Here is a 26,737-nt window from a genome sequence, read left to right as displayed (position 1 = left end):
TAACGCACCGAAAACAGGCGTCCGTTTATATAAATGACCTGTTTTGGTGCGCGCAACCTGTGATGCATATTAACTGGTTAAACCTTGAGCGATTTCCGCTATAATCCGCGCCCCCCTTTTTCAGCAGGCCCGGCGCGCGCTGTTTCCATGAAATTAATCGTAAAAGTCTTCCCCGAGATCACCATCAAAAGCCGACCGGTACGGACGCGTTTCATCCGTCAGTTGGCCAAGAACATCCGTGCCGTGCTCCGCGATCTGGACCCGGCTGTGGTGGTGAATGGCGTGTGGGACAACCTCGAGCTGGAAACCCGTATCACCGACGCCAAAGCCTTGAAGGACATGACCGAGCGCCTGAGCTGCATGCCGGGTATCGCGCATTTCCTGCAGGTGGATGAGTACCCGCTGGGCGACTTCGACGACATCACCGAGAAGTGCAAGCTGCACTACGGCGAGTCGCTGGAAGGCAAGATCTTTTCGGTGCGTTGCAAGCGCGCCGGCAAACACCCGTTCAGCTCCATGGATGTGGAGAAATACGTCGGCAGCACGCTGCGTCGCGAGTGCGGCGCCGCCGGAATTTCCCTGAAAGCGCCGCAAATTGAAGTGCGCATGGAAATTCGCGACCAACGGTTGTTTGTGATCCACAGCCAGCACAACAGCATCGGCGGCTACCCGCTGGGTGCCCTCGAACAGACCCTGGTGCTGATGTCCGGCGGTTTCGATTCCACGGTCGCGGCCTACCAGATCATGCGCCGCGGCCTCATGAGCCACTTCTGCTTCTTTAACCTGGGCGGGCGTGCACATGAATTGGGCGTGATGGAAGTCGCGCACTTTATCTGGAAGAAGTACGGCAGCTCCCAACGCGTGCTATTTGTGAGCGTACCGTTCGAGGAAGTGCTGGGCGAAATTCTCGGCAAAGTCGATAACAGTCATATGGGCGTGGTATTGAAGCGTATGATGTTGCGCGCTGCGTCCCGAATCGCCGATCAATTGCAGATCGATGCGCTGGTGACCGGTGAAGCGATCTCACAGGTGTCCAGCCAGACGCTGCCGAACCTATCGCTGATTGATTGCGTCACCGAGAAGCTGGTCTTGCGCCCGCTGATCGCCAGCCATAAACAGGACATCATCGACCTGGCAGAACAGATCGGCACCGCCGACTTTGCCAAGCATATGCCTGAGTACTGCGGGGTCATTTCGGTGAACCCCAAGACCCACGCCAAGCGCAACCGCGTGGAATATGAAGAACAACAGTTTGATATGGCGATTCTGGAGCGTGCGCTCGAGAACGCCAAACTGGTCCCGATCGATCGCGTGATCGACGAGTTGGGCCAGGATGTGCAAATCGAAGAAGTCAGCGAAGCCCTGGCCGGCCAGATTGTCGTCGACATCCGTCACCCGGATGCCGCGGAAGATGAGCCGCTGGAAATCGCCGGCATCGACGTGCAAACGCTGCCGTTCTACGCACTGAACGCGCGTTTCAAGGAACTGGATAACAGCCGTCAGTACCTGCTGTATTGCGACAAAGGCGTGATGAGTCGCCTGCATGCCCACCATTTGCTCAGTGAGGGGTATGCCAATGTGCGCGTTTATCGACCGAGCTAAGAGCCCGGGGCTGTTTGCCTGTGGCCTGCGTCACCGGCCCCCCGACTCTGCCGTCAAGCTGTAACGGCAAGGCCTGACTCTACTGTTAATCGCTGCCACGACCTGTCAGCACACCGAATCCTCTGATCGAGATACACAAGTGATCGAAAATCTACGTAACATCGCCATCATTGCCCACGTTGACCATGGTAAAACCACCCTGGTAGACAAACTCCTGCGTCAATCCGGCACCCTGGAGCGCAACGAGCTCAACGACGAGCGCGTGATGGACTCCAACGACCAGGAAAAAGAGCGCGGTATTACCATCCTGGCTAAAAACACCGCTATCAACTGGAACGGCTACCACATCAACATCGTGGACACCCCGGGCCACGCCGACTTCGGCGGCGAAGTAGAACGCGTGATGTCGATGGTTGACTCCGTTCTGCTGCTGGTTGACGCTCAAGACGGCCCTATGCCGCAAACCCGTTTCGTGACCAAGAAGGCTTTCGAAGCCGGCCTGCGTCCGATCGTGTGCATCAACAAGGTTGACCGTCCAGGCGCGCGTCCGGACTGGGTTCTGGACCAGATCTTCGACCTGTTCGACAACCTGGGTGCTACCGAAGAACAGCTGGACTTCAAAGTCGTCTACGCCTCGGCCCTGAACGGCATTGCCGGTCTGGAACACACCGACATGGCTGAAGACATGACCCCGCTGTACCAGTCGATCGTCGACAACGTACCGGCTCCAAAAGTTGACCGTGACGGTCCGTTCCAGATGCAAATCTCGGCACTGGACTACAACAGCTTCCTGGGTGTTATCGGCGTTGGCCGTATCGCTCGTGGTAGCGTCAAGCCGAACACTCCAGTTGTGGCTATCGGTGCTGACGGCAAGAAGCGCAACGGTCGTATCCTGAAGCTGATGGGTCACCACGGCCTGCACCGCATCGACGTTGAAGAAGCGTTCGCCGGCGACATCGTGTGCGTGAGCGGTATGGACTCGCTGTTCATCTCCGACACCCTGTGCCAGCCGGACAACGTCGAGGCGATGAAGCCTCTGACCGTTGACGAGCCAACCGTTTCCATGACCTTCCAGGTAAACGACTCGCCTTTCTGCGGTAAAGAAGGCAAGTTCGTGACTTCCCGTAACATCAAGGAACGTCTGGACAAAGAGCTGCTGTACAACGTTGCACTGCGCGTTGAAGAAGGCGACTCGGCTGACAAGTTCAAGGTTTCCGGCCGTGGTGAGCTGCACCTCTCGGTACTGATCGAAACCATGCGTCGCGAAGGCTTCGAAATGGGCGTTGGTCGTCCTGAAGTGATCATCCGTCAGGTTGACGGCGTGAAGCAGGAACCGTTCGAAAACGTGACCATCGACACCCCTGAAGAATCCCAGGGCAAGGTCATGGAAGAGATGGGCCTGCGTAAAGGCGACCTGACCAACATGGTGCCGGATGGCAAAGGCCGTGTGCGTCTGGAATACAACATCCCTGCTCGCGGTCTGATCGGTTTCCGTAACCAGTTCCTGACCCTGACCAACGGTGCTGGCATCCTGACCTCGATCTTCGATCGCTACGACACTATGAAGTCCGGCGACATGTCCGGCCGTCAGAACGGTGTTCTGGTATCGGTAGAAACCGGCAAGGCACTGACCTACTCCCTGGAAACCCTCCAGGCGCGTGGCAAGCTGTTCGTTGAGCACGGTCAAGAGATCTACAACGGTCAGATCGTTGGTCTGAACAGCCGTGACAACGACATGGGCGTCAACCCAACCAAAGGCAAGAAGCTCGACAACATGCGTGCTTCGGGTAAAGACGAAACCATCGCCCTGGTTCCACCTGTTCGCTTCACCCTGGAACAGGCTCTGGAATTCATCCAGGACGACGAGCTGTGCGAAGTGACGCCGAAGTCGATCCGCCTGCGTAAGAAGATCCTGGACGAAGGCGAGCGTACCCGCGCTGCCAAGAAAGCCAAGAACTGAGTTAACTCAGGCTGAATGAAAAACGCCCCCGGTCGAAAGGCCGGGGGCGTTTTTTTGTGCCTGCAGTTTGTGTGGTGACTGTGTTGGCCCCATCGCAGGCAAGCCAGCTCCCACACTTGAATGTGTTCACAGATCAAAATGTGGGAGCTGGCTTGCCTGCGATGAGGCCCGAAAGGTCTCTAGATCTCCTGGATCAGAACTTGTCGAGGGTCTTGAACTTGGTCTCGCGCACCACTTCTTTCGGCTTGTACGCGCAATATCCCGGGCGCGGCCCGATTTTCGGGTGGTTGCGGCAGGTATCCGGGCGCTTGTCATAAATAGTGCAGAAGCGCGTCTTACGATCCAGGTACAGGCAGTCGTTGTTGCTCATGCGCTGCAGGGTAAAAATCTCGGATTTGGAATTGAAGCGCTCGACGATGCCTTCCTTCTGCAAACGCTTGGCGATGTTCTTCGGCGGGTCGCCGCGCTCGAACTCATCGACGATGCCAATGCGGATCAGGTCCTTGATCTTCACCTCAACCGGCAGCGTGCAGCAGCTGGACACGCAGCCACCGCACATGTGGGCGGAATATTTCTGCCAGGTCTCGAGACGGTCGAGTTCCGCGGCGGCGATCAGTTGAGGCTTCATCAGGGTTCCAAGGTGGGGCGGTATCCGGGCGCGCGATCATACCGGGATTGGTGGTTTTTTGAACAATATTTTGCAGATTTCATCTCCAACGGTGCGGGTGACGAAAGCAGGCACGGCCCCTGCATCAATTTCCCGCATACGGTGAATGAGTTAAAAAACTGCCGAACCAGACCGTCTACCGTCTGTCAGACCGACTAGGCTCTAGCAACTCCTTCAATCTCGCCCGAGGTCGCACCGATGTCTCAGGAACCGCTTGCACGAGAAGCAGAGGTAGCCGCATTCCGCGATGCTGTCTTGACCAAACTCACCTATGCGGTGGGCAAGGACCCGGATCACGCCTTCGACCATGACTGGTTCGAAGCGATTGCCCTGGCCGCTCGCGACCAGATGGTCGACCACTGGATGGACCATACGAGGCGTATTTACCGCAAAGGCCAGAAGCGGGTGTATTACCTCTCCCTGGAATTTTTGATTGGCCGCTTGCTCTACGACAGCCTGAGTAACCTCGGCGTGCTGGAGATCGCTCGCGAAGCCCTGTCCGAACTGGGCGTGGACCTGGAGCGCATCCGCCTGCTGGAGCCCGACGCGGCGCTCGGCAACGGTGGCCTCGGCCGCCTGGCGGCGTGCTTTATGGAAAGCATGTCGACCCTGGGCATTGCCGGCCACGGTTATGGCATTCGTTATGAACACGGCCTGTTCCGTCAGGCGATTGTCGATGGCTGGCAGCAGGAGCAGACCGAGCGCTGGCTGGATTTCGGCAACCCGTGGGAATTCGAACGGGCCGAGGTGATTTACCCGATCGGCTTTGGCGGCAGCGTTGAAACCCTGCCGGATTCTTCCGGCAAACTGATCCAGGTGTGGTCGCCCAACGAAACCGTACGCGCAGTGGCGTATGACACCCCGGTCGTCGGCTGGCGTGGCGCCAGCGTCAACACCTTGCGCCTGTGGCGTGCACGGGCGGTGGAAGACTTGCATCTGGAGCGCTTCAACGCCGGTGACCACTTGGGCGCCGTCGCCGAAGTGGCCCGCGCCGAAAGCATCTCCCGAGTGCTTTACCCGGCCGACAGCACCGAAGCGGGGCAGGAACTGCGGCTGCGCCAGGAGTACTTCTTCGTCTCGGCCTCGCTGCAAGACCTGCTGCGCCGCCACAAGAACATGCACGGCTCGGTACTGAGCCTGGGCGAACACGCGGCGATCCAGCTCAACGACACTCACCCCTCCATCGCCGTGGCCGAGTTGATGCGCCAGTTGGTGGATTTGCACGACATCCCGTGGGAAGCCGCGTGGGACGTGACGGTTGAAACCCTTTCCTACACCAACCACACCTTGCTGCCCGAGGCGTTGGAGACCTGGCCTGTAGGTTTGATGGAACGCATGCTGCCGCGGCACATGCAGATCATCTACCTGATCAACGCCCAGCACATCGACTCGCTGCGCGCCAAGGGCATCCACGACTTCGACGTGCTGCGCGCCGTGTCGCTGATCGAAGAAGACAACGGCCGCCGCGTGCGCATGGGTAACCTGGCGTTCCTCGGCTCCCATAGCGTGAACGGCGTGTCCGGTTTGCACACCCAGTTGATGCGCAGCACGGTGTTCTCGGAGTTGCACAAGCTGTACCCCGAGCGCATCAACAACAAAACCAACGGCATCACCTTCCGCCGCTGGCTGTACCAGGCCAACCCGAAACTCACCGAGATGCTGGTGGAAGCCTTGGGCCCGGACATTCTCGACACCATGGAAACCCGCCTGACGGAGCTGGAAACCTTCGCCGAGAAACAGGCCTTCCGCAAAGCCTTCGCTGACCAGCGCCTGCACAGCAAGCGTGCGCTGGCCGAGATCATTCATGAGCGTCTGGGCATTTCGGTGAACCCGGCGGCGATGTTCGATGTGCAGGTCAAGCGCATCCATGAGTACAAGCGCCAGTTGCTGAACCTGCTGCACACCGTGGCGCTGTACCAGGCGATTCGTGCCGAGCCGGGCACCGACTGGGTGCCGCGTGTGAAGATCTTCGCGGGCAAGGCAGCGGCCAGTTATCACCAGGCCAAGTTGATCATCAAACTGACCAACGACATCGCCCGCACCGTCAACAACGACCCGACCGTGCGCGGTTTGCTCAAGGTGGTGTTCCTGCCCAACTACAACGTCAGCCTGGCGGAAAGCATCATTCCGGCGGCGGACTTGTCGGAGCAGATCTCCACCGCCGGCTTTGAAGCCTCGGGCACCAGTAACATGAAGTTCGGCCTCAACGGCGCGCTGACCATCGGCACCATGGACGGCGCCAACGTGGAGATGCACGAGCGCGTGGGCGCCGAGCATATGTTTATCTTCGGCCTCAGCGCTGAGCAGGTGGAAGCCCGCAAGCACGCCGGTGAGTTCCACGCCGGGCCGGAAGTGGCCGCTTCCCATCGCCTCAACGATGTGTTGCAAGCGATTCGGGGCGGGGTGTTCTCGCCGGATGACCCGGGCCGGTATGTGGGGCTGATCGACGGGCTGATCGACTACGACCGCTTCCTGGTCTGTGCCGACTTTGACTCCTACTGGGACGCCCAGGCGCGGGTCGAGGCGCATTGGCATGATTCCAAGGCGTGGTGGCGCTCGGCGGTGCTGAATACGGCGCGAATGGGCTGGTTCAGCTCGGACCGCACCATCCGTGAATACGCGACGGAGATCTGGAAAGCATTGGATTAAACGGCGCAGATCCACATGTGGGAGCGGGCTTGCCCGCGAATGCGGAGTCTCAGTTAACAAATATGTCGACTGGCACACCGCATTCGCGAGCAAGCCCGCTCCCACATTGATTGCGCGTCGATATACTAGGCCTCGGTTCGTCTAGGGAATATCGACCATGCAATGGATTTTCATGCTGATTGGCCTGGTGCTCGGCTGGACGCTCGATGAGTCGTTCAGTGATGCAGGCATCGGTGCGCTGCTGGGCTTGGGCATCGGCCAGGCGATTCGCCTGTCGCGGCTGTCGGCTCAAGCGGACCAGCAAGCTCGTCAGCTGGAAACCACGCAAAAGGCGTTGATCGCGCTGGGTGAGCGCATGCGGCATCTGGAAACACTGCCCGCGCCGACGAGCAACGTCACTGTCGAACCGCCCCTCCCTGAACCGACCCCTGTCATCACCAAAGCACCCGACCTCGTTTGGGAATTGCCGGCGGATCTGGCGCCTGCCCCTGTGGTTGCGCAAGCCAGCCAACCGCTGCCGGATGATGTGTGGGCGCCTGCGCCTAAGCCAGAGCCTGAAGAACCCGCAACCCCCCGTGGCCCCAACCTGATCGAGCGCGCCATCAGCGGCGCACGCAATTGGCTGTTTGGCGGCAACACCGTGCTGCGGGTCGGCGTGGTGTTGTTGTTCCTCGGGCTGGCGTTCCTGTTGCGCTACGCCACCGAAGGCATGGTGGTGCCGATCGAACTGCGTTACGCCGGGGTTGGCGCTGCCGCCGTGGGCCTGCTGGGGCTGGGCTGGTGGCTGCGGCTGCGCAACAGCAATTATGGCTTGATGCTGCAAGGCACCGGGATCGCCGTGTTGTACCTCACGGTGTTTGCCGCCATGCGCCTGCACCCGTTGATCGACCCGAGTGCGGCGCTGGGCCTGCTGGTGGCGGTTACCGTGTTTTCGGCGATTCTGGCGATTACCCAGGATGCATTGGGGCTGGCCTGCGCGGCGGCGCTCGGCGGGTTTGCCGCGCCGATTCTCACCTCAACCGGTGCCGGTAACCATGTGGCGCTGTTCAGCTACTTTGCCTTGCTCAACGCAGGCATCCTCGCCATTGCCTGGTTCAAGGCCTGGCGCCTGCTCAACTTGATCGGCTTTGTCGGCACTTTCGGTATCGGCTTTGCCTGGGGCATGCGTTCGTATACGCCGGAGTTGCTGTGGAGTACCGAGCCGTTTCTGATCCTGTTTTTCCTGATGTACCTGGCCATCGGCTTGCTGTTCGCCCGACGTAAATTGCAAGAAATGGGCGATGCGCCCCAGGGCCGCGATGCGCTGCTGCGCTGGTCTGCCGCCAAGGGCGATTACGTGGACGGCAGCATGCTGTTCGGCCCGCCGCTGGTGGGCTTTGGCTTGCAGTTCGCGCTGGTGCAGCACCTGGAGTTTGCCGCTGCATTCAGCGCACTGGGCCTGGGCATCATCTACATGGGCCTGGCGCGCCTGCTGAGCGGCGGGCGCGCCTTGCTGCTGGCGGAGACTTGCCTGGCCCTGGGGGTGATTTTTGCCAGCCTGGCGATCCCCTTGGGCCTCGATGCGCGCTGGACGGCGGCGGCGTGGGCGGTGGAGGGCGCGGGGATTTTCTGGCTGGGCTTGCGGCAGCAACGGCCGCTGGCGCGGGCATTCGGCCTGTTGTTGCAGTTGGGTTCGGCAGTCACCTTCCTCAGCGAACTGCGCATCGGCGAGCACAGCTTGCTCGACGGCGCGCCGCTGGGGGCGTTGCTGCTGGGCGCGGCGCTGTTGTTCAGCTTCGACCAATTGCGCAGGGCGCCAGTGGAGCAAGCGACTGCGTGGGAGCGCAAGGGCGTACCGGTGTTGGCAAGCCTTGGCCTGGGCTTTTTGTACCTGCTCGCGCCGCTGCTGTTGCTGACCCAAGGCACCGCCATCAGTTGGGCGATTGCCGGTCTGGTGACCCTGTTTATCGGCCTGCGCATTGGCTCGCGGACCTTCCTGTTCAGCGCGTTTGCCGTGCAACTGCTGGGCGGTGTGTTGTTCCTGCTGCGTTTGCAAGGTGGCGACGGGGTAGCGGTGTTCAATGCGGGCTGGAGCGGTTTGCTCACCGCCTCGTTGATCGGCCTGGCCCTGATCGGCGGCATGCTGCTGGCAGCACGCGACACCCTGGTGCGCAGCGATGTGCGGCTGTTGCGCGGGTTGTCGGTGGTGTTGCTGGCGGGCCTCGTACTTATCAACCTCGCGGTGTTGTTCGTGCTGCCGTGGGAAAGCGCCAGCGGCGTGTGGGCGGCCAGTGGGTTGTTGGTTATCTGGTTGAGCCTGTACCTGCAACAGCGCGTCAGTTTTGTATTCGGGTTGTTGCTGCAACTGCTCGGCGGCGCTTCGTTCCTGGTGGCCGTGCCGGAGCTGCTCGGGCCGTTGACCGGCGAGGGTTTGCGCCCGTTGGCCCACAGTGGGTTCTGGACGCCGATGGTGCTGGGCCTGGCCGCGCTGGTCGGTGCCTGGCGCTTGCAGCGTGAACCCCATGCGCCGATGTTTGCCGTGCTTAAGCTGCAACGCTTGTCCGACCTGCTGCTGGTGTGGGGCGCGGCGTGGTGGACGATCGCGCTGGGCGGCGAAGTGTTGCGCTTTATCCCGCAGGCGTTGCAGGGGGCGTTCCTGCTGGGTTGCGCGGCGACCAGCGTGGCGATCTGGACGCTGCTGGCTTCGCGCCTGAAGTGGGGGTCGCTGGGCGTGCTGTCCACAATGCTGATGCCGGCGGTGGGCGTAGTGCTGCTGGTGTGCGCGCATACCTATTACCACCCTGCGGCGCAGTACGGTTGGCTGGCGTGGCCGGCGGTATTCGTGGTGCATTTCATCTCGCTGCGACGTTTGGCGGCGGTCGTGCCCGCCAAGGCACTGAGCGTGGCCCACGTGCTGGGCTGCTGGATGCTGATCGGCATGCTGGCGCTGGAGTTGCGTTACGGCTTGCTCAGGTTGTCTGCCGAATACAACGCCTGGCGCTGGCTGGGCTGGGCGATCCTGCCAAGTCTCTACCTTGTGCTGGCTGCTGCGCCGCGCCATTGGCCATGGCCGGTGGCCGCGTATCCAAGGGAGTACCGAGTATTGGCGGCCTTGCCATTGGCGGCCTTGATGCTCGGCTGGTTCTGGCTGGCGAATATTTTCAGCGACGGCACGGCCAACCCACTGCCCTATGTGCCGCTGCTTAGCCCGCTGGACCTGGGCCTGTTGTTTGCGCTGCTGGGCGTGTACCTGTGGGCACGCAGTGTGGCGCCGCAACGCGGGCCGCGTGCTGAGCTGGTCGCCGAGGGGGTTGCGGGTATTTCGCTGTTTGCCTTCTTTACCGCGCTGGTGATGCGCACCGCACACCATTGGGGCGGCGTGCCGTTCCAGTTGGATGCGTTGCTGGCGTCGATGCTGGTGCAGGCTGGGCTGTCGATCGTGTGGACCCTGATCGCGCTCGGCCTGATGATCGGCGGCCACCTGCGCCATCGTCGTGAAGTGTGGTTGATCGGCGCGGCGTTGATTGCCGTGGTGGTCGCCAAGCTGTTTTTTGTCGAGCTGAGCAACCGTGGCGGGCTGGCGCGGATCGTGTCGTTTATCGGGGTAGGCGGGCTGTTGCTGGTGGTGGGCTATTTTGCGCCGCTGCCGCCCAAGCGTGCCGAACCTGTGGTGGAAACTGAAGGAGCATCCTCTTGATCGGTAAGTTGAGCGTGGTCGTGCTGGGCATCTGTACGACGTGGTCGGTGTGGGCCCAGGAAGCGCCTGCCGATTTCACCACCCACGTGCCGCTGAGCGTCAGTGGCAGCGGGCCCTGGTATCGTCTGGAGCTGCCGCTGGCGGTGCAGTTGGGCGCACGCCAGGCCGACCTCAGCGATGTGCGCGTGTTCAACGCCGCCGGTGAGCCGCAAGCCTATGCGCTGTCACGCCAGCCCGCCCAGCGCAGCGAAAACCGCATGGTCACCGACGTGAAGTGGTTCCCGCTGTACGCCGCCGACACCCAGCAAGCGCTGCCCGGCGTGGTGATGAAAGCCACCACCTCCGGCACCCTGGTGGAAATCAAACCGGCTACCGCAGCCAAACCCGGCAAGCAGATTCTGCGTGGCTGGGTGCTCGACGCCAGCGCGATCAAGGCCCCACTGCAGCAACTGACCCTCGATTGGAGCCACGAGCAGGAAGGCTTCCAGCGTTTCAGCATCGAGGCCAGCGATGATTTGCAGCACTGGCAGCGCTGGGGCGATGGCCAAGTGGCGCGTTTGTCGTTTGCCGACGAACGGGTCGAGCAACATGACGTCAGCCTGCCGGGGCAGTCGGCGCGCTACCTGCGCCTGGTGTGGCAAGGTCAGGCGGCGCCATTGCTGACCTCGGCCAAACTGGTGAGCGCGTCCAGCAGCAGCCTGCCGCTGCCGTTGGTGTGGTCGCAGCCGCTTGCCGGCACGCGGCTCAACGCGGGGGAATACAGCTGGCAGCTGCCTACGGGGCTGAATCTCGAACGGCTGCGCATCGAGCTGAAGCAACCCAACACGCTGGCGCCCGTCACGTTGTCGGGGCGCAGGGACAGCAAGCAGGCCTGGCAGCCATTGAGTAACGGTTTGCTGTACCGCCTGAGCCAGAAAGGCCAGGACGTGGTGCAGGATGAATTGCAGTTGCCTGGCCAGGCGGTCAGTGAACTCAAATTGCAGGTGGACGAGCGCGGCGGCGGCCTGGGCGTTGAAGCGCCGGCCCTGCGTTTTGCGGTGCGCGCCACGCAGTTGGTGTTCCTGGCACGCGGTGAGCCGCCGTTTACCCTGGCGCTGGGGAGTGCGACGGTGAAGGCGGCGAATTTGCCGCTGTCGACGCTGATTCCGGATTACAGCGCCGAGCGCTTCAACACGCTGGGGCAGGCCAAGGTGGCCGGCGAAGTCGTGGTCACCTCGCCGGCGGTTGCCGCCGCTGTCGAGGCGGCGCCGGGCTGGCAAAAGCTCGGGCTCTGGGCCGTGTTGCTGCTCGGCGTGGCGGCCCTGGGCGCCATGGCCTACAGTTTGCTGCGCAAGCCGCCGGTGGCACGTTAAATAAAGTCCATGAACTCTATTGGGTTTAAATCCTCTGATAGGAGGAAATACGCCCCGACTCGCGCTAAACTGCGCGGGTTTTTAGCCCCCCCATTCTCCGGAGCCTTCCATGTCCCGCGTTACCTTGAGTCGCTATTTGATTGAGCAGACCCGCAGCAACAACACGCCTGCCGATCTGCGCTTCCTTATCGAAGTGGTGGCGCGTGCTTGCAAGGAAATCAGCCACGCCGTCTCCAAAGGCGCACTGGGCGGTGTCCTGGGCAGCATGGGCACCGAGAACGTGCAGGGCGAAGTGCAGAAGAAACTCGACGTGCTGTCCAACGAGATCCTGCTGGAAGCCAACGAATGGGGCGGCCACCTGGCCGGCATGGCGTCCGAAGAAATGGACAACGCCTACCAGATCCCGGGCAAATACCCGAAGGGCGCCTACCTGCTGGTGTTCGACCCACTGGACGGCTCGTCCAACATCGACATCAACGCACCGGTCGGCACCATCTTCTCGGTACTGCGTTGCCCGAACGAATACCTGAGCCAGAACGAAGCCCTGAACGAAAAAGCCTTCCTGCAGCCGGGCACCGAGCAGGTGGCTGCCGGTTACGCGATCTACGGCCCACAGACCATGCTGGTACTGACCCTGGGCGACGGCGTAAAAGGCTTCACCCTGGACCGCGAAATGGGCAGCTTCGTGCTGACCCACGAAGACATTTCGATCCCTGCTTCCACCCAGGAATTTGCGATCAACATGTCCAACCAGCGCCACTGGGAAGAGCCGGTCACCCGCTACGTAGGTGAGTTGATGGCAGGCGAGGAAGGGCCGTTGAAGAAGAACTTCAACATGCGCTGGGTCGCTGCGATGGTGGCCGACGTGCACCGCATCCTTACCCGTGGCGGCCTGTTCATGTACCCACGCGACAGCCGCGAGCCGTCCAAACCGGGCAAACTGCGTTTGATGTATGAAGCCAACCCGATGTCGTTCCTGGTTGAGCAAGCGGGCGGCGCGGCCACCGACGGCCACCAGCGCATCCTCGACATTCAGCCCGAAGGCCTGCACCAGCGTGTGGCGGTATTCCTGGGTTCCAAGGAAGAAGTTGAGCGTGTAACGGCCTATCACAAGAAGTAACCCGCTGCGATAAGTAAGCGGCGTTGTTGTGAGCCGGTTCACCCTTAAAGAAGCCCCGAAACGTTTCAGCGTTTTCGGGGCTTTTTTGTTTTCGCTGGTCGGGAACCAGACACCTCTTTTCCCTTCTAAGCTTCTGGCAGATACCCAAGCTGCTTGGCCCTTCCAGGAGTTTTTCCATGTCGTTACGCCGTCTCGCCCTGCTGGCTTTTTGCGTGCTGTTGGCCGCTTGCAGCAAGGTCAATCAAGAAAACTATGCAAAGTTGTCGGCCGGCATGGCCAAGGCCGAGGTGGAGTCGCTGCTGGGTACGCCAACCGATTGTTCCGGCGCACTGGGTATGTCCAGCTGCACCTGGGGCGATAAAAACAGCTTTATCAGCGTTCAATATGCCGGTGACAAAGTTCTGATGTTTTCCGGGCAAGGCCTGAAGTAAACCGGGGCGAGAGCCTGCGGGAGAAGAAGAATGATGCGTTTTGTTTTGTGCCTTTGTGCCAGCCTGTTTTTGGCGGGCTGCGCCAGTCATTCTGGCGATGATCTGCAACCCAAGACGGCGAGCAACGTCAACCTCAAGCGTTACCAGGGCACCTGGTATGAGTTGGCCCGCTTGCCGATGTACTTCCAGCGCAACTGCGCGCAGTCCGAAGCCCGTTATACCCTGTTGCCTGATGGCGATATGTCGGTGTTCAACCGTTGCCTGACGACTGAGTGGAAGTGGGAAGAAGCCAAGGGCACGGCCACGCCGCAAGTGCCCGGCAAGACCGACAAGCTCTGGGTGGAATTCAATAACTGGTTTACCGCGCTGTTGCCGGGCGTCGCCAAGGGCGATTACTGGGTGCTGTACGTCAGCGACGATTACAAGACCGCCCTGGTCGGCAGCCCAAGCCGACGCTATATGTGGATTTTGTCGCGTACGCCGACGGTCAGCGCCGACACCCGCGAAGACCTGCTGAGCAGGGCGCGGCAGCAGGGGTATGACACCACGCGGTTGATCTGGCGTACGTCGGACAAGCAGATGGCGAAGACCTCGCAATAATTCTGGATCGGCGCCAATCCAAATGTGGGAGCGGGCTTGCTCGCGAATGCAGAGTGACAGTCGACAGATGTATTGACTGATACACCACATTCGCGAGCAAGCCCGCTCCCACAGTGGTTATGGGTTGCGGGTTAGCCGAGTAGATCCCTCAAAACCTGTGTGAATGCCTGGCTGCTGTCTTCCTCGCCGGCATGATGCCCATCGCGCACCACCCACTTCCCGTTCACCAGCACATCGCGCACTTGCCGATCTCCACCGGCGAACAGCCAGCGGTTGAGAATGCCGTCTTCGGTCGCCGTCGCCAGGTACGGGTCGTTACCGTCCAGCACTATCCAATCCGCCCGCTTGCCCACTTCCAGTCGACCAATGGGCTGGCCCAAAGCCTGGGCGCCGCCGTCCAATGCTGCATCAAACAGCGTGCGCCCGACCATCGGCTGATCAGTGCGATACAGGCGATTACGCCGTTGGTCGCGCAGGCGCTGGCCGTATTCAAGCCAGCGCAGCTCTTCCACCACGCTCAGTGAGACATGGCTGTCGGAGCCGATGCCCATGCGCCCACCCTGGGCGAGGAAATCCACCGCCGGGAAAATCCCGTCACCCAGGTTGGCCTCAGTAGTCAGGCACAAGCCTGCAATCGCTCGGCTCCTGGCCATGCGCGTCACCTCGTCAGCGTCCGCGTGAGTGGCGTGCACCAGGCACCAGCGCGCATCGACTTCAACATTGTCATACAGCCATTGCAGCGGGCGTTTGCCGCTCCAGGCCAGGCAATCGTCGACCTCTTTTTGCTGTTCGGCGATGTGGATATGCACCGGGCAGGTCTGGTCACTGGCGGCCAGCACTTCGCTGATCTGTTGCGGTGTGACGGCGCGCAACGAGTGAAAGCACAGGCCCAGTTGCTGCGCGGGTTGCGCGGCCAGGATGGGGTTGAGGCGCGCTTGCAGGTCCAGATAGTTTTCAGTGCTGTTGATAAACCGTCGCTGCCCGTCGTTGGGCGCTTGTCCACCAAAGCCTGAGTGGGTATAGAGCACCGGCACCAACGTCAGGCCGATCCCGCTGCTGGCGGCGGCCTGGCTGATCTGCCGCGACAGCTCCGTACGGTCCGCATACGGCTGGCCGCTGACGTCGTGGTGCACGTAGTGAAATTCGGCCACCGAGGTGTAACCGGCCTTGAGCATCTCGATATACAGCTGGCGTGCGATGACCTGCAGTTGCTCCGGGTTGATCTTGCCGACCATGCGGTACATCAGGTCGCGCCAAGTCCAGAAACTGTCATTCGGGTTGCCGGCCACTTCCGCCAAACCCGCCATTGCACGCTGGAACGCGTGGGAATGCAGGTTCGGCATGCCCGCCAAAACCGGGCCTCTCAGCCGTTCGGCAGCGTCTGCGACGGCATTCGGCTCAACGTGGGTCAGCAGGCCATCGGCGCTGACTTCAAAGCGTACATCGTTGGCCCATCCATTAGGCAGCAGTGCGCGTTCGGCGAAGAAAGCGGACATGATCATGGCACCCCGGTCGTGTGTTTATTTGTATATACATATACAGACGTTTGCCTGCTCGGTAAACTCCGGCAATCTATGCATCTTTTCCCCCTGCAAGGATTCCCTGTGCCGACTCCGCCTGCCAAGTCTTCGCTGGCTGCCCACATGGACGAAAGTCCGGCGCCCTTGTATGCCCGCGTCAAACAGATGATCAGCCAGCAGATCCTCAACGGCAACTGGCCGCCGCATTACCGCGTACCGTCCGAGAGCGAGCTGGTCAGCCAACTGGGCTTCAGCCGCATGACCATCAACCGCGCCCTGCGCGAGCTGACTGCCGAAGGTCTGCTGGTGCGCATGCAAGGCGTCGGCACGTTTGTCGCCGAGCCCAAGAGCCAGTCGGCGCTGTTTGAAGTACACAATATTGCCGATGAGATCGCCTCGCGCGGTCATCGGCATACCTGCCAGGTGATTCACCTGGGCGAAGAGGCTGCCGGTTCCGAGCGTGCCGTCGCCCTGGAAATGCGCGAAGGCGGGCGGGTGTTCCATTCGCTGATCGTGCACTTCGAAAACGATATCCCCGTGCAAATCGAAGACCGGTTCGTCAACGCCCTGGTCGCGCCGGAATACCTGCAGCAGGACTTTACCCAGCAAACGCCGTACGCCTACTTGAACCAGGTCGCACCGCTGACCGAAGGCGAGCACGTGGTAGAGGCGATTCTCGCCGATGCCGCCGAGTGCAAGTTGTTGCAGATCGAGCCGAGCGAGCCGTGCCTGTTGATTCGCCGGCGTACCTGGTCCGGTCGCCAGCCGGTGACTGCCGCACGTTTGATCCACCCCGGTTCCCGTCATAGCCTGGAAGGACGTTTCAGTAAATGAGTGCAGTGAAAGTCTGGCGCGCCGCCGATTACATCCGTATGCCGTGGAAAAACGGCGGCGGCAGTACCGAAGAAATCACCCGTGATGCAGGCACCGGCCTGGATGGCTTTGGCTGGCGCCTGTCGATTGCCGATATCGGTGAATCGGGCGGGTTTTCGACCTTCGCCGGTTATCAGCGCGTGATCACGGTCATCAAGGGCGCGGGCATGGTGCTGACCGTGGATGGCGAAGAGCAGCGCGGGTTGTTACCGCTGCAGCCTTTCGCGTTCAAGGGCGACAGCCAGGTGTCGTGCCGTTTGATCACCGGGCCGATCCGCGATTTCAACCTGATCTATTCGCCCCAGCGTTACCATGCGCGCTTGCAGTGGGTGGATGGCGTGCAGCGCTTTTTCAGTACCGCGCAGACGGTGCTGGTGTTCAGCGTGGCCGATGAGGTAACAGTGCTGGACCAGGTGCTGGGCCATCACGACTGCCTGCAAGTGGACGGTAACACTGGCTTGCTGGATATCTCGGTCAGCGGCCGCTGCTGCATTATCGAACTGACCGCACGCGCTTAAAACCTGTGGGAGCTGGCTTGCCTGCGATAGCGATGTGACTGACACGCCGCCATCGCAGGCAAGCCAGCTCCCACAGTTATTTGTGTGTCGTAACCCGCGCACCAATTTGTTACCGAATGCCCCAGCGTGGCGCAAAACCACGCCGTCGTGACAAGCCTCCCTCGCTGTAAAACCCCCTCCTGAGAAATTTCATCAAGCCCCGAGCCCTTATTTTTCAAGGCTCGCGCACGCATTCCAAAAATATCTCGACACCCCTCGCAGAAAGTTGGCCGCTTGATTGCATATGCTTGTATGTACAAGTAAAGATGTGTGCGTAAGACTCTCCTTCGCACCATCAATGTTCGCGCATCGATCGCTGAGGAGTTCTGGTTGTGACCGATTTTTCGAAAGCCAAGCCTACTAAATACCGTGACGTTGAAATCCGTGCCGCTCGTGGTAACACGCTCACCGCCAAAAGCTGGCTGACTGAAGCGCCGCTGCGCATGTTGATGAACAACCTCGACCCGCAAGTGGCCGAGAACCCCAAAGAACTGGTGGTGTACGGCGGTATCGGCCGTGCGGCGCGCAACTGGGAGTGCTACGACCAGATCGTCGAGAGCCTCACTAACCTGAATGACGACGAAACCCTGCTGGTGCAATCCGGCAAACCGGTCGGCGTGTTCAAGACCCACAGCAACGCCCCGCGTGTGCTGATCGCCAACTCCAACCTGGTGCCGCACTGGGCCAGCTGGGAGCACTTCAACGAACTGGATGCCAAGGGCCTGGCCATGTACGGCCAGATGACCGCCGGCAGCTGGATCTACATCGGCAGCCAGGGCATCGTGCAGGGCACCTACGAAACCTTCGTCGAAGCCGGGCGCCAGCACTACGATTCAAACCTCAAAGGCCGCTGGGTCCTCACCGCCGGTCTCGGCGGCATGGGCGGTGCCCAGCCGCTGGCTGCAACCCTGGCCGGCGCGTGCTCGCTGAACATCGAGTGCCAGCAGGTCAGCATCGACTTCCGCCTGAACAGCCGTTATGTCGACGAGCAAGCCAGCGACCTCGACGACGCCCTGGCGCGCATCGCCAAATACACCCAGGAAGGCAAGGCCATCTCCATCGCCTTGCTGGGCAACGCTGCGGAAATCCTGCCGGAGCTGGTCAAGCGCGGCGTGCGCCCGGACATGGTCACTGACCAGACCAGCGCCCATGACCCCCTCAACGGCTACCTGCCGGCCGGCTGGACCTGGGACGAATACCGCGCCCGCGCCAAGACCGAACCGGCTGCCGTGATCAAGGCCGCCAAGCAGTCGATGGCCGTACACGTCAAAGCCATGCTCGAGTTCCAGAAACAAGGCATTCCGACCTTCGATTACGGCAACAACATCCGCCAGATGGCGCAAGAAGAAGGCGTGGAAAACGCATTCGACTTCCCAGGCTTCGTACCGGCCTATATCCGCCCACTGTTCTGCCGTGGCATCGGCCCGTTCCGCTGGGCTGCGCTGTCGGGTGACCCGCAAGACATCTACAAGACCGACGCCAAAGTCAAAGAGCTGATCCCGGACGACGCCCACCTGCACAACTGGCTGGACATGGCCCGCGAGCGCATCAGCTTCCAGGGCCTGCCGGCGCGTATCTGCTGGGTCGGCCTGGGCCAGCGCGCCAAGCTCGGCCTGGCGTTCAACGAAATGGTGCGCAGCGGCGAGCTGTCGGCGCCAGTCGTGATCGGCCGTGACCACCTCGACTCCGGCTCGGTCGCCAGCCCCAACCGCGAAACCGAAGCCATGCAGGACGGCTCCGACGCCGTGTCCGACTGGCCACTGCTCAACGCCTTGCTCAACACCGCCAGCGGCGCGACCTGGGTTTCGCTGCACCACGGCGGCGGCGTGGGCATGGGCTTCTCGCAGCACTCCGGCATGGTGATCGTCTGCGACGGCACTGACGAAGCAGCCGAGCGGATTGCCCGTGTACTGCACAACGACCCGGCCACCGGGGTGATGCGCCATGCGGATGCCGGTTACCAGATCGCAATTGATTGCGCCAAAGAGCAGGGTTTGAACCTGCCGATGATCAAGTAAGGGCTGGTCAGGTTTGTGTGGGAGCTGGCTTGCCTGCGATGTCGTCACCTCGGTTCTACTGCGGGGCCGAGTCGCTCGCATCGCAGGCAAGCCAGCTCCCACAGAAGAGCAAAGCTGCGCACAAAACAATCCATCAGAGGTTGAACACACATGGCTGCAAATGACACCACCCCGTTGATCGAAAGGCGTTCGATCGACTACATCCCGGAAGCGGAAAGACACGGTCGTCTGTTTAGCCAGTTCACCCTGTGGATGGGTGCCAACCTGCAAATCACCGCGATTGTCACTGGGGCTTTGGCCGTGGTGCTGGGCGGTGATGTGTTCTGGTCGTTGATCGGCCTGTTGGTCGGCCAACTGATCGGCGGCGGCGTCATGGCGCTGCACGCGGCGCAGGGGCCCAAGCTGGGCCTGCCGCAGATGATCTCCAGCCGCGTGCAGTTTGGCGTTTACGGCGCGGCGATTCCGATTGTGCTGGTGTGTTTGATGTACCTCGGGTTCACCGCCACCGGCACCGTGCTTTCCGGGCAGGCGCTAGGCCAGTTGTTTGGTGTCAGCGACAGCGTCGGCATCCTGATCTTTGCCAGTGTCATCGTGCTGGTGACGGTGCTGGGTTACCGGGTGATCCACTTCATCGGCCGTGTCGCCAGCGTCATTGGGGTGGTTGCTTTTGTCTACCTGTTCAGTCGCCTGATCAGCCAGACCGACGTCGGTGCGCTGCTGCAAATCCGCCACTTCAGCTGGAGCAGTTTTCTGCTGGCGGTGTCGCTCGCGGCCTCCTGGCAGATCGCCTTCGGCCCTTATGTGGCGGACTACTCGCGTTACCTGCCAAGCGCTACGTCGTCGGTGAAAACCTTTTTCGCCGCCGGTGCGGGTTCGGTGATTGGCGCGCAGGTGGCGATGGTCCTCGGGGTGTTTGCCGCGGCCATGTCCAACGGGCAATTCGCCGGTCACGAAGTGGCCTACATCGTGGGTTTGAGCGGCACTGGTGCCACCGCTGCACTGCTGTATTTCAGCATTGCGTTCGGCAAGGTCACCATCTCCACGCTGAACTCCTACGGCAGCTTTATGTGCATCGCGACCATCATCAGCGGCTTCCGTGGTCGCCTGGAGGTCACGCGCTTGCAGCGTCTGGTGTTTGTGCTGGTGATTGTCGGTACGGCAACCCTGATCGCGTTGCTCGGTCAGCACTCGTTCCTCGGTGCGTTCAAGTCTTTCATCCTGTTCCTGCTGGCGTTCTTTACGCCCTGGAGCGCGATCAACCTGGTGGATTACTACTGCATCACCCGCGAGCGTTATGACGTGCCGGCGCTGGCTGATCCGAGCGGTCGCTACGGTCGTTGGAACCTGCTTGGTATCAGCGTCTATGTGTTCGGTGTGCTGGTGCAATTGCCGTTCATCTCCACCAAGTTCTATACAGGCCCGCTGGTGGCCGCGCTGGGTGATGTGGATATTTCCTGGATCATCGGCCTGGTGCTACCGGCAGCGCTGTATTACGTATGTGCAAAAAAATGGCACGGCGCGGTACCTGATCAACTGATCCTGCCGGTAGAGCAGGGCGCTATACCAAGAGCAAACGGGCTGGCTGCACAAGCCTGATGGGACGTGGACAGGGCAGGACGCCTACTGACTGCCGTAATCCATTTCAAGATTGGGAGCGTCACAACAATGAAAATGCATAAGACCCTGCTGGCCACGTTGCTCTGCACAGGTTTACTGGCCTCCGCTGGCGCGCAAGCGGCCGGCTGGTGCGAATCCGGCAAACCGGTGAAGTTCGCCGGCCTGAACTGGGAAAGCGGCATGTTGCTCACCGACATCCTGCAAACCGTGCTGGAAAAAGGCTACGACTGTAAAACCGACAGCCTGCCGGGCAACTCCATCACCATGGAAAACGCCCTGAGCAGCAATGACATTCAAGTGTTTGCCGAAGAGTGGGTCGGCCGCAGCGAAGTCTGGAACAAAGCCGAGAAGGCCGGAAAAGTCGTCGGCGTCGGCGCGCCGGTCGTGGGTGCTATCGAAGGCTGGTACGTGCCGCGCTACGTGATCGAAGGCGACGCCAAGCGCAAGCTGGAGCCCAAGGCGCCGGGCCTGAAAAACATCGCTGACCTGGCCAAGTACGCCTCGGTCTTCAAGGACTAGGAAGAGCCGTCCAAAGGCCGTTTCTACAACTGCCCGGCTGGCTGGACCTGCGAGCTGGATAACAGTGAGATGCTCAAAAGCTACGACCTGGAAAGCACCTACACCAACTTCCGCCCTGGCACCGGCCCGGCGCTGGATGCGGCGGTACTGTCGAGCTACAAGCGTGGCGAGCCGATCCTGTTCTACTACTGGTCGCCGACGCCGCTGATGGGCCAAGTCGACCTGGTGAAGCTGGAAGAAAAGCCCGGCGTGGATAAAAGCGTGAGCATCAAGGTCGGCCTGTCCAAGACCTTCCACGAGCAAGCGCCCGAACTGGTTGCCGTGCTGGAAAAGGTCAACCTGCCGATTGACCTGCTCAACCAGAACCTCGGCCGCATGGCCAAAGAGCGAATTGAGTCGCCAAAACTGGCGAAAATATTCCTCAAGGAACATCCTGAAGTCTGGCACGCATGGGTGAGCGACGACGCAGCCAAGAAAATCGACGCGGCCTTGTAGGTTGAGCGTTTCCGGTTGCCCCAACAGGCAACCGGACGCCCGGCCACAACCCACTGGATCGAGAGCACGATATGTTTCCTGAGAGTTTTACGTTTTCCATCGCCGACTGGGTCAATGGTTGGGTGGATTCGCTGGTCACCAACTACGGCGATGTGTTCCGGCACATCTCCGACACCCTGCTATGGGCCATCGTCAACCTGGAGGGCTTGCTGCGTGCGGCGCCCTGGTGGCTGATGCTGGCCATCGTCGGCGGCGTCGCCTGGCATGCGACCCGCAAGGTGCTGACCACGGCGGTGATCGTCGGCTTGCTGTTCCTGGTGGGGGCGGTCGGCCTGTGGGACAAGCTGATGCAGACCCTGGCGCTGATGATGGTCGCCACGGTGATCTCGGTGCTGATCGGCATTCCGCTGGGCATCCTGTCGGCGCGTAGCAATCGCCTGCGTTCGGTGCTGATGCCGTTGCTCGACATCATGCAAACCATGCCCAGCTTCGTGTACCTGATCCCGGTGCTGATGCTGTTCGGCCTGGGCAAGGTCCCGGCGATTTTCGCCACGGTGATCTACGCCGCCCCGCCGCTGATTCGCCTGACCGATCTGGGCATTCGCCAGGTCGACGGCGAAGTCATGGAAGCCATCAATGCCTTCGGTGCCAACCGCTGGCAGCAACTGTTCGGCGTGCAACTGCCGTTGGCGTTGCCGAGCATCATGGCCGGTATCAACCAGACCACCATGATGGCGCTGTCGATGGTCGTGATCGCCTCGATGATCGGCGCCCGTGGCTTGGGTGAAGACGTGCTCGTTGGCATCCAGACCCTCAACGTCGGCCGTGGCCTTGAAGCCGGGCTGGCGATCGTGATTCTCGCAGTGGTCATCGACCGCATTACCCAGGCCTATGGTCGTCCACGGCATGAGGCGAGCAAATGACTACCGTCAGCAAAATCGAAGTTAAAAACGTCTTTAAAATCTTCGGCGCCCGTTCCAAGGATGCACTGGCCATGGTCGGCCAGGGCAAGACCAAGGATCAGGTGCTGGCCGAGACCGGTTGCGTGGTCGGCGTAAATGACCTGTCGCTGAGCATCGGCACCGGCGAGATCTTTGTGATCATGGGCCTGTCGGGTTCCGGCAAATCCACGTTGGTGCGCCACTTCAACCGCCTGATCGACCCTACCAGCGGCGCGATCCTGGTGGACGGTGAAGATATCCTGCAACTGGACATGGAAGCCCTGCGCCAATTCCGTCGGCACAAGATCAGCATGGTGTTCCAGAGCTTCGGCCTGCTGCCCCACAAGAGCGTGCTCGACAACGTCGCCTACGGCCTCAAGGTGCGTGGCGAAACCAAGCAAGTGTGCGCCGAACGCGCCCTGCACTGGATCGAAACCGTGGGCCTCAAGGGCTACGAAAACAAATACCCGCACCAGCTCTCCGGCGGCATGCGCCAGCGCGTCGGCCTGGCCCGCGCCTTGGCGGCCGACACCGACATCATCCTGATGGACGAAGCCTTCAGCGCCCTCGACCCGCTGATCCGCGCCGAGATGCAGGACCAGTTGCTGGAGCTGCAAAAGACCCTGCACAAAACCATCGTATTTATTACCCACGACCTCGACGAGGCCGTGCGCATCGGCAACCGCATCGCGATCCTCAAGGACGGCAAGCTGATCCAGGTTGGCACCCCGCGAGAGATCCTGCATTCGCCGGCGGATGAGTATGTGGATCGGTTTGTCCAGCGGCGGGCGGCGGTGGTCTGAGCCGGGTTGTGTGGTGAGCCGTCTGGCCTCTTCGCGAGCAAGCCCGCTCCCACATTTGGAACGCATTCCCCCTGTGGGAGCGGGCTTGCTCGCGAAGAGGCCGGCAAAGCTGCACAAGAATTAAAGAAGGTATGAAGATGTCCCAGGCAACAAAAATCACCATCGCCGATACGCCATCGCGCTGGCAGGACGTAGTCGCCGTCGCCCGCCATGGTGCGCTACTCGAACTCTCGGGCCAGGCCTGGGCGCGCATCGACAATGCCCAGGCCATCGTGCAGCGCATTGTCACCAGCGGTGAACGCGCTTATGGCGTGAATACCGGCCTGGGCGCGCTGTGCAATGTGTCGCTGGCGGGTGAGCAACTCAGCCAACTGTCGCGCAACACCCTGCTGAGCCACGCGTGCGGCGTCGGCCCGGTGCTGAGCGACGAACAGACCCGCGCGATCATCTGCGCGGCGGTCATCAATTACAGCCACGGCAAGTCCGGCCTGCATCCGCAGGTGGTGCACTCGCTGCTGGCGCTGCTCAACCACGGCATCACGCCGCAAGTGCCGTCCCAGGGCTCGGTGGGCTATTTGACCCATATGGCGCATGTCGGCGTTGCGTTGTTGGGTGTTGGCAATGTGAGCTATCGCGGCCAGATCGTTTCGGCGCAGCAGGCCTTGGCTGCCGAAGGTTTGCAGCCGGTGGTGCTCGGCGCCAAGGACGGCCTGTGCCTGGTCAATGGCACGCCGTGCATGACCGGCCTGAGCTGCCTGGCCCTGGCCGATGCTCACCACCTGCTGCAATGGGCCGACGTGATCGGCGCCATGAGTTTTGAGGCCCAGCGTGGGCAGATCGACGCCTTCGATGAAGAAATCATCGCCCTCAAGCGCCACCCGGGCATGCAGCACGTCGGCATCAACCTGCGTGCGCTGCTCGATGGCAGTGAGGTGATCGCCAGCAGCAAAGGCATTCGCACCCAGGACGCCTTGAGCATCCGTTCGATCCCGCAGATCCATGGTGCGGCGCGTGACCAGGTGGAACACGCCACTCTCCAGGTCGAGACCGAACTCAACAGCGCCACCGACAACCCGCTGGTCCTCGGCACCCCGGACAACTACCGCGTGGTGTCCCAGGCCAACCCGCATGGGCAGTCTGTGGCCCTGGCCGCCGACATGCTGGCCATCGCCATGGCCGAAATCGGCTCGGTGGCCGAACGCCGCCTGGACCGCCTGATCAACCCGCATGTCAGCGGCTTGCCGGCATTTTTGGTGAGCAACCCCGGGGTCAACTCCGGGATGATGATCGTGCAGTACGTCGCCGCCTCGCTGTGCGGGCAAAACCGCCAGTTGGCGCAACCGGCGGTGCTCGACAATTTCGTCACCTCGGGCCTGCAGGAAGACCACTTGAGCATGGGCACCAATGCCGCGCTCAAGCTGCATCAGCTGTTGGCCAACGTCACGCAGATTCTCGCCATCGAGTACCTGCTGGCGGCCCAGGCGTTCGAGTTTCTCAAGGACCAGCGTTTCGGCGCGGGCACCGGCAGCGCCTGGCGGCTGTTGCGTGAACAGATCTCCCCGTACGAGCAGGACCGCTGGCTGGCGCCGGATATCGCAACGACCGCCGCGCTGCTCAAAGATACGACTTTGCTGCACCGCGTATTACCCCATTTGCACTGACCACTTATATTCAAAAGAATAATTCAAAGGAGCATGAATGTGACTGCGCTAAATCTGATTCCAGGCCAACTGAGCCTTGCCCAACTGCGGGCCATCTACCAGCAGCCGGTAACCCTCAGTCTGGATGAAAGCGCCTCGGCCCAGATCGAAGCCAGTGTGGCCTGCGTGGAGCAGATTCTCGCCGAGAATCGCACCGCCTATGGCATCAACACCGGTTTCGGCCTGCTGGCCTCGACCCGCATCGCCAGCGAAGACCTGGAAAACCTCCAGCGTTCCCTGGTGCTGTCCCACGCCGCCGGCGTCGGTGAGCCGATCAGCGACGCGCTGGTGCGGCTGGTCATGGTGCTCAAGGTCAACAGCCTGAGCCGTGGGTTCTCCGGGATCCGTCGCCAGGTGATCGACGCGCTGATCGCGCTGATCAACGCCGAGGTGTACCCGCACATTCCGCTCAAAGGTTCGGTCGGTGCCTCCGGCGACTTGGCGCCATTGGCGCACATGTCCCTGGTGCTGCTGGGCGAAGGCAAGGCGCGCTACAAAGGTGAATGGCTGGAAGCGACTGAAGCGCTGAAAGTCGCCGGCCTGACGCCGCTGACCCTCGCCGCCAAAGAAGGCCTGGCGCTGCTCAACGGTACTCAGGTGTCCACCGCCTATGCGCTGCGTGGCTTGTTCGAAGGCGAAGACCTGTTCGCCGGCGCCCTGGCCTGTGGCGGCCTCACTGTAGAAGCCGTGCTGGGCTCGCGCTCGCCGTTCGATGCGCGGATTCACGCCGCTCGTGGCCAACGTGGGCAGATCGATTCGGCTGCAGCTTATCGCGACCTGCTGGGCGACAGCAGCCAGGTCTCGCAGTCGCACCAGAACTGCGACAAGGTGCAAGACCCGTACTCCCTGCGTTGCCAGCCGCAAGTCATGGGCGCCTGCCTGACCCAGTTCCGCCAGGCCGCCGAAGTGCTGGTGGTGGAAGCCAACGCCGTGTCGGATAACCCGCTGGTGTTTGCCGCTGAGGGTGATGTGATTTCCGGCGGTAACTTCCACGCCGAACCAGTGGCCATGGCCGCCGACAACATGGCGTTGGCCATCGCTGAGATCGGCTCTCTGAGCGAGCGTCGTATCTCGCTGATGATGGACAAGCACATGTCGCAACTGCCGCCGTTCCTGGTGGGCAATAGTGGGGTCAACTCCGGCTTCATGATCGCCCAGGTGACGGCTGCGGCACTCGCCAGCGAGAACAAGGCGCTGGCTCATCCGCACAGCGTCGACAGTTTGCCGACCTCGGCCAACCAGGAAGACCACGTGTCCATGGCCCCGGCTGCCGGCAAGCGCCTGTGGGAAATGGCTGAGAACACCCGTGGCATCCTCGCCGTGGAATGGCTGGCAGCGTGCCAGGGCCTGGACCTGCGCGAAGGTTTGAAAACCTCGCCAAAGCTGGAAACCGCCCGTGGCATCCTGCGCGCCAAAGTGGGCTTCTATGACAAGGACCGCTTCTTCGCCCCGGACATCATCGCCGCCACAGAGCTGCTCGCCAGCCGCTGCCTGAACGAGCTGGTGCCGGCCAAGTTGCTGCCGAGCCTGTAAGAGCGACTCCGAACCATTGTGGGAGCTGGCTTGCCTGCGATAGCGGTGTGTCAGCTCCAGATGAGCTGTCTGGACGTCCGTCATCGCAGGCAAGCCAGCTCCCA

At 61.4% G+C, this 26,737-nt stretch carries 18 protein-coding genes and 1 pseudogene; 17 read left to right on the top strand and 2 right to left on the bottom strand.

Going from position 1 to position 26,737, the window contains the following annotated elements:
- Nucleotides 1-147 precede the first annotated feature (147 nt).
- Both thiI and typA read left to right on the top strand, forming a co-directional pair.
- Nucleotides 148-1,602 (top strand): tRNA 4-thiouridine(8) synthase ThiI, encoded by a 1,455-nt coding sequence (gene thiI, locus LRS56_24745; protein ID WDU61953.1) that lies wholly within the window; start codon nucleotides 148-150, stop codon nucleotides 1,600-1,602.
- 139 nt (nucleotides 1,603-1,741) lie between these two features.
- Entirely contained in the window at nucleotides 1,742-3,562 is a 1,821-nt protein-coding gene (typA, locus tag LRS56_24740; GenBank protein WDU61952.1) for a translational GTPase TypA, read from the top strand.
- Between the two features lie 193 nt (nucleotides 3,563-3,755).
- Here typA and LRS56_24735 read toward each other — a convergent pair whose 3' ends face one another.
- A complete protein-coding gene (locus LRS56_24735) occupies nucleotides 3,756-4,190 on the bottom strand; it encodes a YkgJ family cysteine cluster protein (protein ID WDU61951.1) in 435 nt (144 codons plus the stop codon).
- Nucleotides 4,191-4,427: 237 nt separating this feature from the next.
- Between LRS56_24735 and LRS56_24730 the strand changes: the two genes are divergently transcribed.
- From LRS56_24730 to LRS56_24705, 6 genes are all read left to right on the top strand, one after another.
- The gene (locus LRS56_24730) at nucleotides 4,428-6,878 is read left to right on the top strand and encodes a glycogen/starch/alpha-glucan phosphorylase (GenBank protein WDU61950.1); all 2,451 of its coding nucleotides are present in this window, start codon (nucleotides 4,428-4,430) and stop codon (nucleotides 6,876-6,878) included.
- 157 nt (nucleotides 6,879-7,035) lie between these two features.
- Nucleotides 7,036-10,554: a DUF2339 domain-containing protein gene (locus tag LRS56_24725; protein ID WDU61949.1), complete on the top strand. Its 3,519-nt coding sequence runs from the start codon at nucleotides 7,036-7,038 to the stop codon at nucleotides 10,552-10,554.
- A complete protein-coding gene (locus LRS56_24720) occupies nucleotides 10,551-11,906 on the top strand; it encodes a DUF3999 domain-containing protein (protein ID WDU61948.1) in 1,356 nt (451 codons plus the stop codon). The genes LRS56_24725 and LRS56_24720 overlap by 4 nt, the downstream gene beginning before the upstream one ends.
- 109 nt (nucleotides 11,907-12,015) lie before the next feature.
- Entirely contained in the window at nucleotides 12,016-13,026 is a 1,011-nt protein-coding gene (locus tag LRS56_24715; GenBank protein WDU61947.1) for a class 1 fructose-bisphosphatase, read from the top strand.
- 176 nt (nucleotides 13,027-13,202) lie between these two features.
- Complete coding sequence (locus LRS56_24710) at nucleotides 13,203-13,457, top strand: hypothetical protein (protein WDU61946.1); 255 nt, start codon at nucleotides 13,203-13,205, stop codon at nucleotides 13,455-13,457.
- Nucleotides 13,458-13,487: 30 nt separating this feature from the next.
- Complete coding sequence (locus LRS56_24705) at nucleotides 13,488-14,057, top strand: lipocalin family protein (GenBank protein ID WDU61945.1); 570 nt, start codon at nucleotides 13,488-13,490, stop codon at nucleotides 14,055-14,057.
- A gap of 131 nt (nucleotides 14,058-14,188) precedes the next feature.
- On the opposite strand, the gene LRS56_24700 is transcribed toward LRS56_24705, so the two are convergent.
- On the bottom strand, nucleotides 14,189-15,553 hold the full coding sequence (locus tag LRS56_24700; protein ID WDU61944.1) for a formimidoylglutamate deiminase: 1,365 nt from the start codon (nucleotides 15,551-15,553) through the stop codon (nucleotides 14,189-14,191).
- Nucleotides 15,554-15,700: 147 nt separating this feature from the next.
- Between LRS56_24700 and hutC the strand changes: the two genes are divergently transcribed.
- The 9 genes and pseudogenes from hutC to hutH all read left to right on the top strand — a co-directional run bounded on the left by hutC (nucleotide 15,701) and on the right by hutH (nucleotide 26,633).
- Nucleotides 15,701-16,411 (top strand): histidine utilization repressor, encoded by a 711-nt coding sequence (gene hutC, locus LRS56_24695; protein ID WDU65810.1) that lies wholly within the window; start codon nucleotides 15,701-15,703, stop codon nucleotides 16,409-16,411.
- Nucleotides 16,408-16,968, top strand: coding sequence for a HutD family protein (locus LRS56_24690; protein WDU61943.1), 561 nt, complete (start codon nucleotides 16,408-16,410; stop codon nucleotides 16,966-16,968). The genes hutC and LRS56_24690 overlap by 4 nt, the downstream gene beginning before the upstream one ends.
- A gap of 371 nt (nucleotides 16,969-17,339) precedes the next feature.
- On the top strand, nucleotides 17,340-19,025 hold the full coding sequence (hutU, locus tag LRS56_24685; GenBank protein WDU61942.1) for a urocanate hydratase: 1,686 nt from the start codon (nucleotides 17,340-17,342) through the stop codon (nucleotides 19,023-19,025).
- 150 nt (nucleotides 19,026-19,175) lie between these two features.
- Nucleotides 19,176-20,621, top strand: coding sequence for a cytosine permease (locus tag LRS56_24680; protein WDU61941.1), 1,446 nt, complete (start codon nucleotides 19,176-19,178; stop codon nucleotides 20,619-20,621).
- A 69-nt stretch (nucleotides 20,622-20,690) separates the two neighbouring features.
- Nucleotides 20,691-21,656 (top strand): annotated as a pseudogene (locus LRS56_24675) (ABC transporter substrate-binding protein).
- A 71-nt stretch (nucleotides 21,657-21,727) separates the two neighbouring features.
- Nucleotides 21,728-22,579 (top strand): proline/glycine betaine ABC transporter permease, encoded by an 852-nt coding sequence (locus LRS56_24670; protein ID WDU61940.1) that lies wholly within the window; start codon nucleotides 21,728-21,730, stop codon nucleotides 22,577-22,579.
- Entirely contained in the window at nucleotides 22,576-23,400 is an 825-nt protein-coding gene (locus LRS56_24665) for a glycine betaine/L-proline ABC transporter ATP-binding protein (GenBank protein WDU61939.1), read from the top strand. The genes LRS56_24670 and LRS56_24665 overlap by 4 nt, the downstream gene beginning before the upstream one ends.
- A 137-nt stretch (nucleotides 23,401-23,537) precedes the next feature.
- Entirely contained in the window at nucleotides 23,538-25,061 is a 1,524-nt protein-coding gene (locus LRS56_24660; GenBank protein WDU61938.1) for a histidine ammonia-lyase, read from the top strand.
- Nucleotides 25,062-25,094: 33 nt separating this feature from the next.
- A complete protein-coding gene (gene hutH, locus LRS56_24655) occupies nucleotides 25,095-26,633 on the top strand; it encodes a histidine ammonia-lyase (GenBank protein ID WDU61937.1) in 1,539 nt (512 codons plus the stop codon).
- Nucleotides 26,634-26,737: the final 104 nt, after the last annotated feature.

It is taken from the genome of Pseudomonas poae (genome assembly GCA_028869255.1).
In the GTDB taxonomy this organism is placed as follows: Bacteria; Pseudomonadota; Gammaproteobacteria; order Pseudomonadales; family Pseudomonadaceae; genus Aquipseudomonas; species Aquipseudomonas poae_C.
The sequence above is the reverse complement of the archived record's forward strand: the minus strand, read 5'-3'. Positions and strand labels throughout refer to the sequence as shown.

Coding starts and splice junctions, on each gene's coding strand:
- LRS56_24660 (WDU61938.1), top strand. CDS start 23,538: ATGTCCCAGGCAACAAAAATCACCATCGCCGATACGCCATCGCGCTGG.
- LRS56_24680 (WDU61941.1), top strand. CDS start 19,176: ATGGCTGCAAATGACACCACCCCGTTGATCGAAAGGCGTTCGATCGAC.
- LRS56_24715 (WDU61947.1), top strand. CDS start 12,016: ATGTCCCGCGTTACCTTGAGTCGCTATTTGATTGAGCAGACCCGCAGC.
- hutC (WDU65810.1), top strand. CDS start 15,701: ATGGACGAAAGTCCGGCGCCCTTGTATGCCCGCGTCAAACAGATGATC.
- thiI (WDU61953.1), top strand. CDS start 148: ATGAAATTAATCGTAAAAGTCTTCCCCGAGATCACCATCAAAAGCCGA.
- LRS56_24725 (WDU61949.1), top strand. CDS start 7,036: ATGCAATGGATTTTCATGCTGATTGGCCTGGTGCTCGGCTGGACGCTC.
- LRS56_24710 (WDU61946.1), top strand. CDS start 13,203: ATGTCGTTACGCCGTCTCGCCCTGCTGGCTTTTTGCGTGCTGTTGGCC.
- LRS56_24670 (WDU61940.1), top strand. CDS start 21,728: ATGTTTCCTGAGAGTTTTACGTTTTCCATCGCCGACTGGGTCAATGGT.
- LRS56_24735 (WDU61951.1), bottom strand. CDS start 4,190: ATGAAGCCTCAACTGATCGCCGCCGCGGAACTCGACCGTCTCGAGACC.
- LRS56_24730 (WDU61950.1), top strand. CDS start 4,428: ATGTCTCAGGAACCGCTTGCACGAGAAGCAGAGGTAGCCGCATTCCGC.
- LRS56_24700 (WDU61944.1), bottom strand. CDS start 15,553: ATGTCCGCTTTCTTCGCCGAACGCGCACTGCTGCCTAATGGATGGGCC.
- hutH (WDU61937.1), top strand. CDS start 25,095: ATGAATGTGACTGCGCTAAATCTGATTCCAGGCCAACTGAGCCTTGCC.
- LRS56_24690 (WDU61943.1), top strand. CDS start 16,408: ATGAGTGCAGTGAAAGTCTGGCGCGCCGCCGATTACATCCGTATGCCG.
- LRS56_24665 (WDU61939.1), top strand. CDS start 22,576: ATGACTACCGTCAGCAAAATCGAAGTTAAAAACGTCTTTAAAATCTTC.
- LRS56_24705 (WDU61945.1), top strand. CDS start 13,488: ATGATGCGTTTTGTTTTGTGCCTTTGTGCCAGCCTGTTTTTGGCGGGC.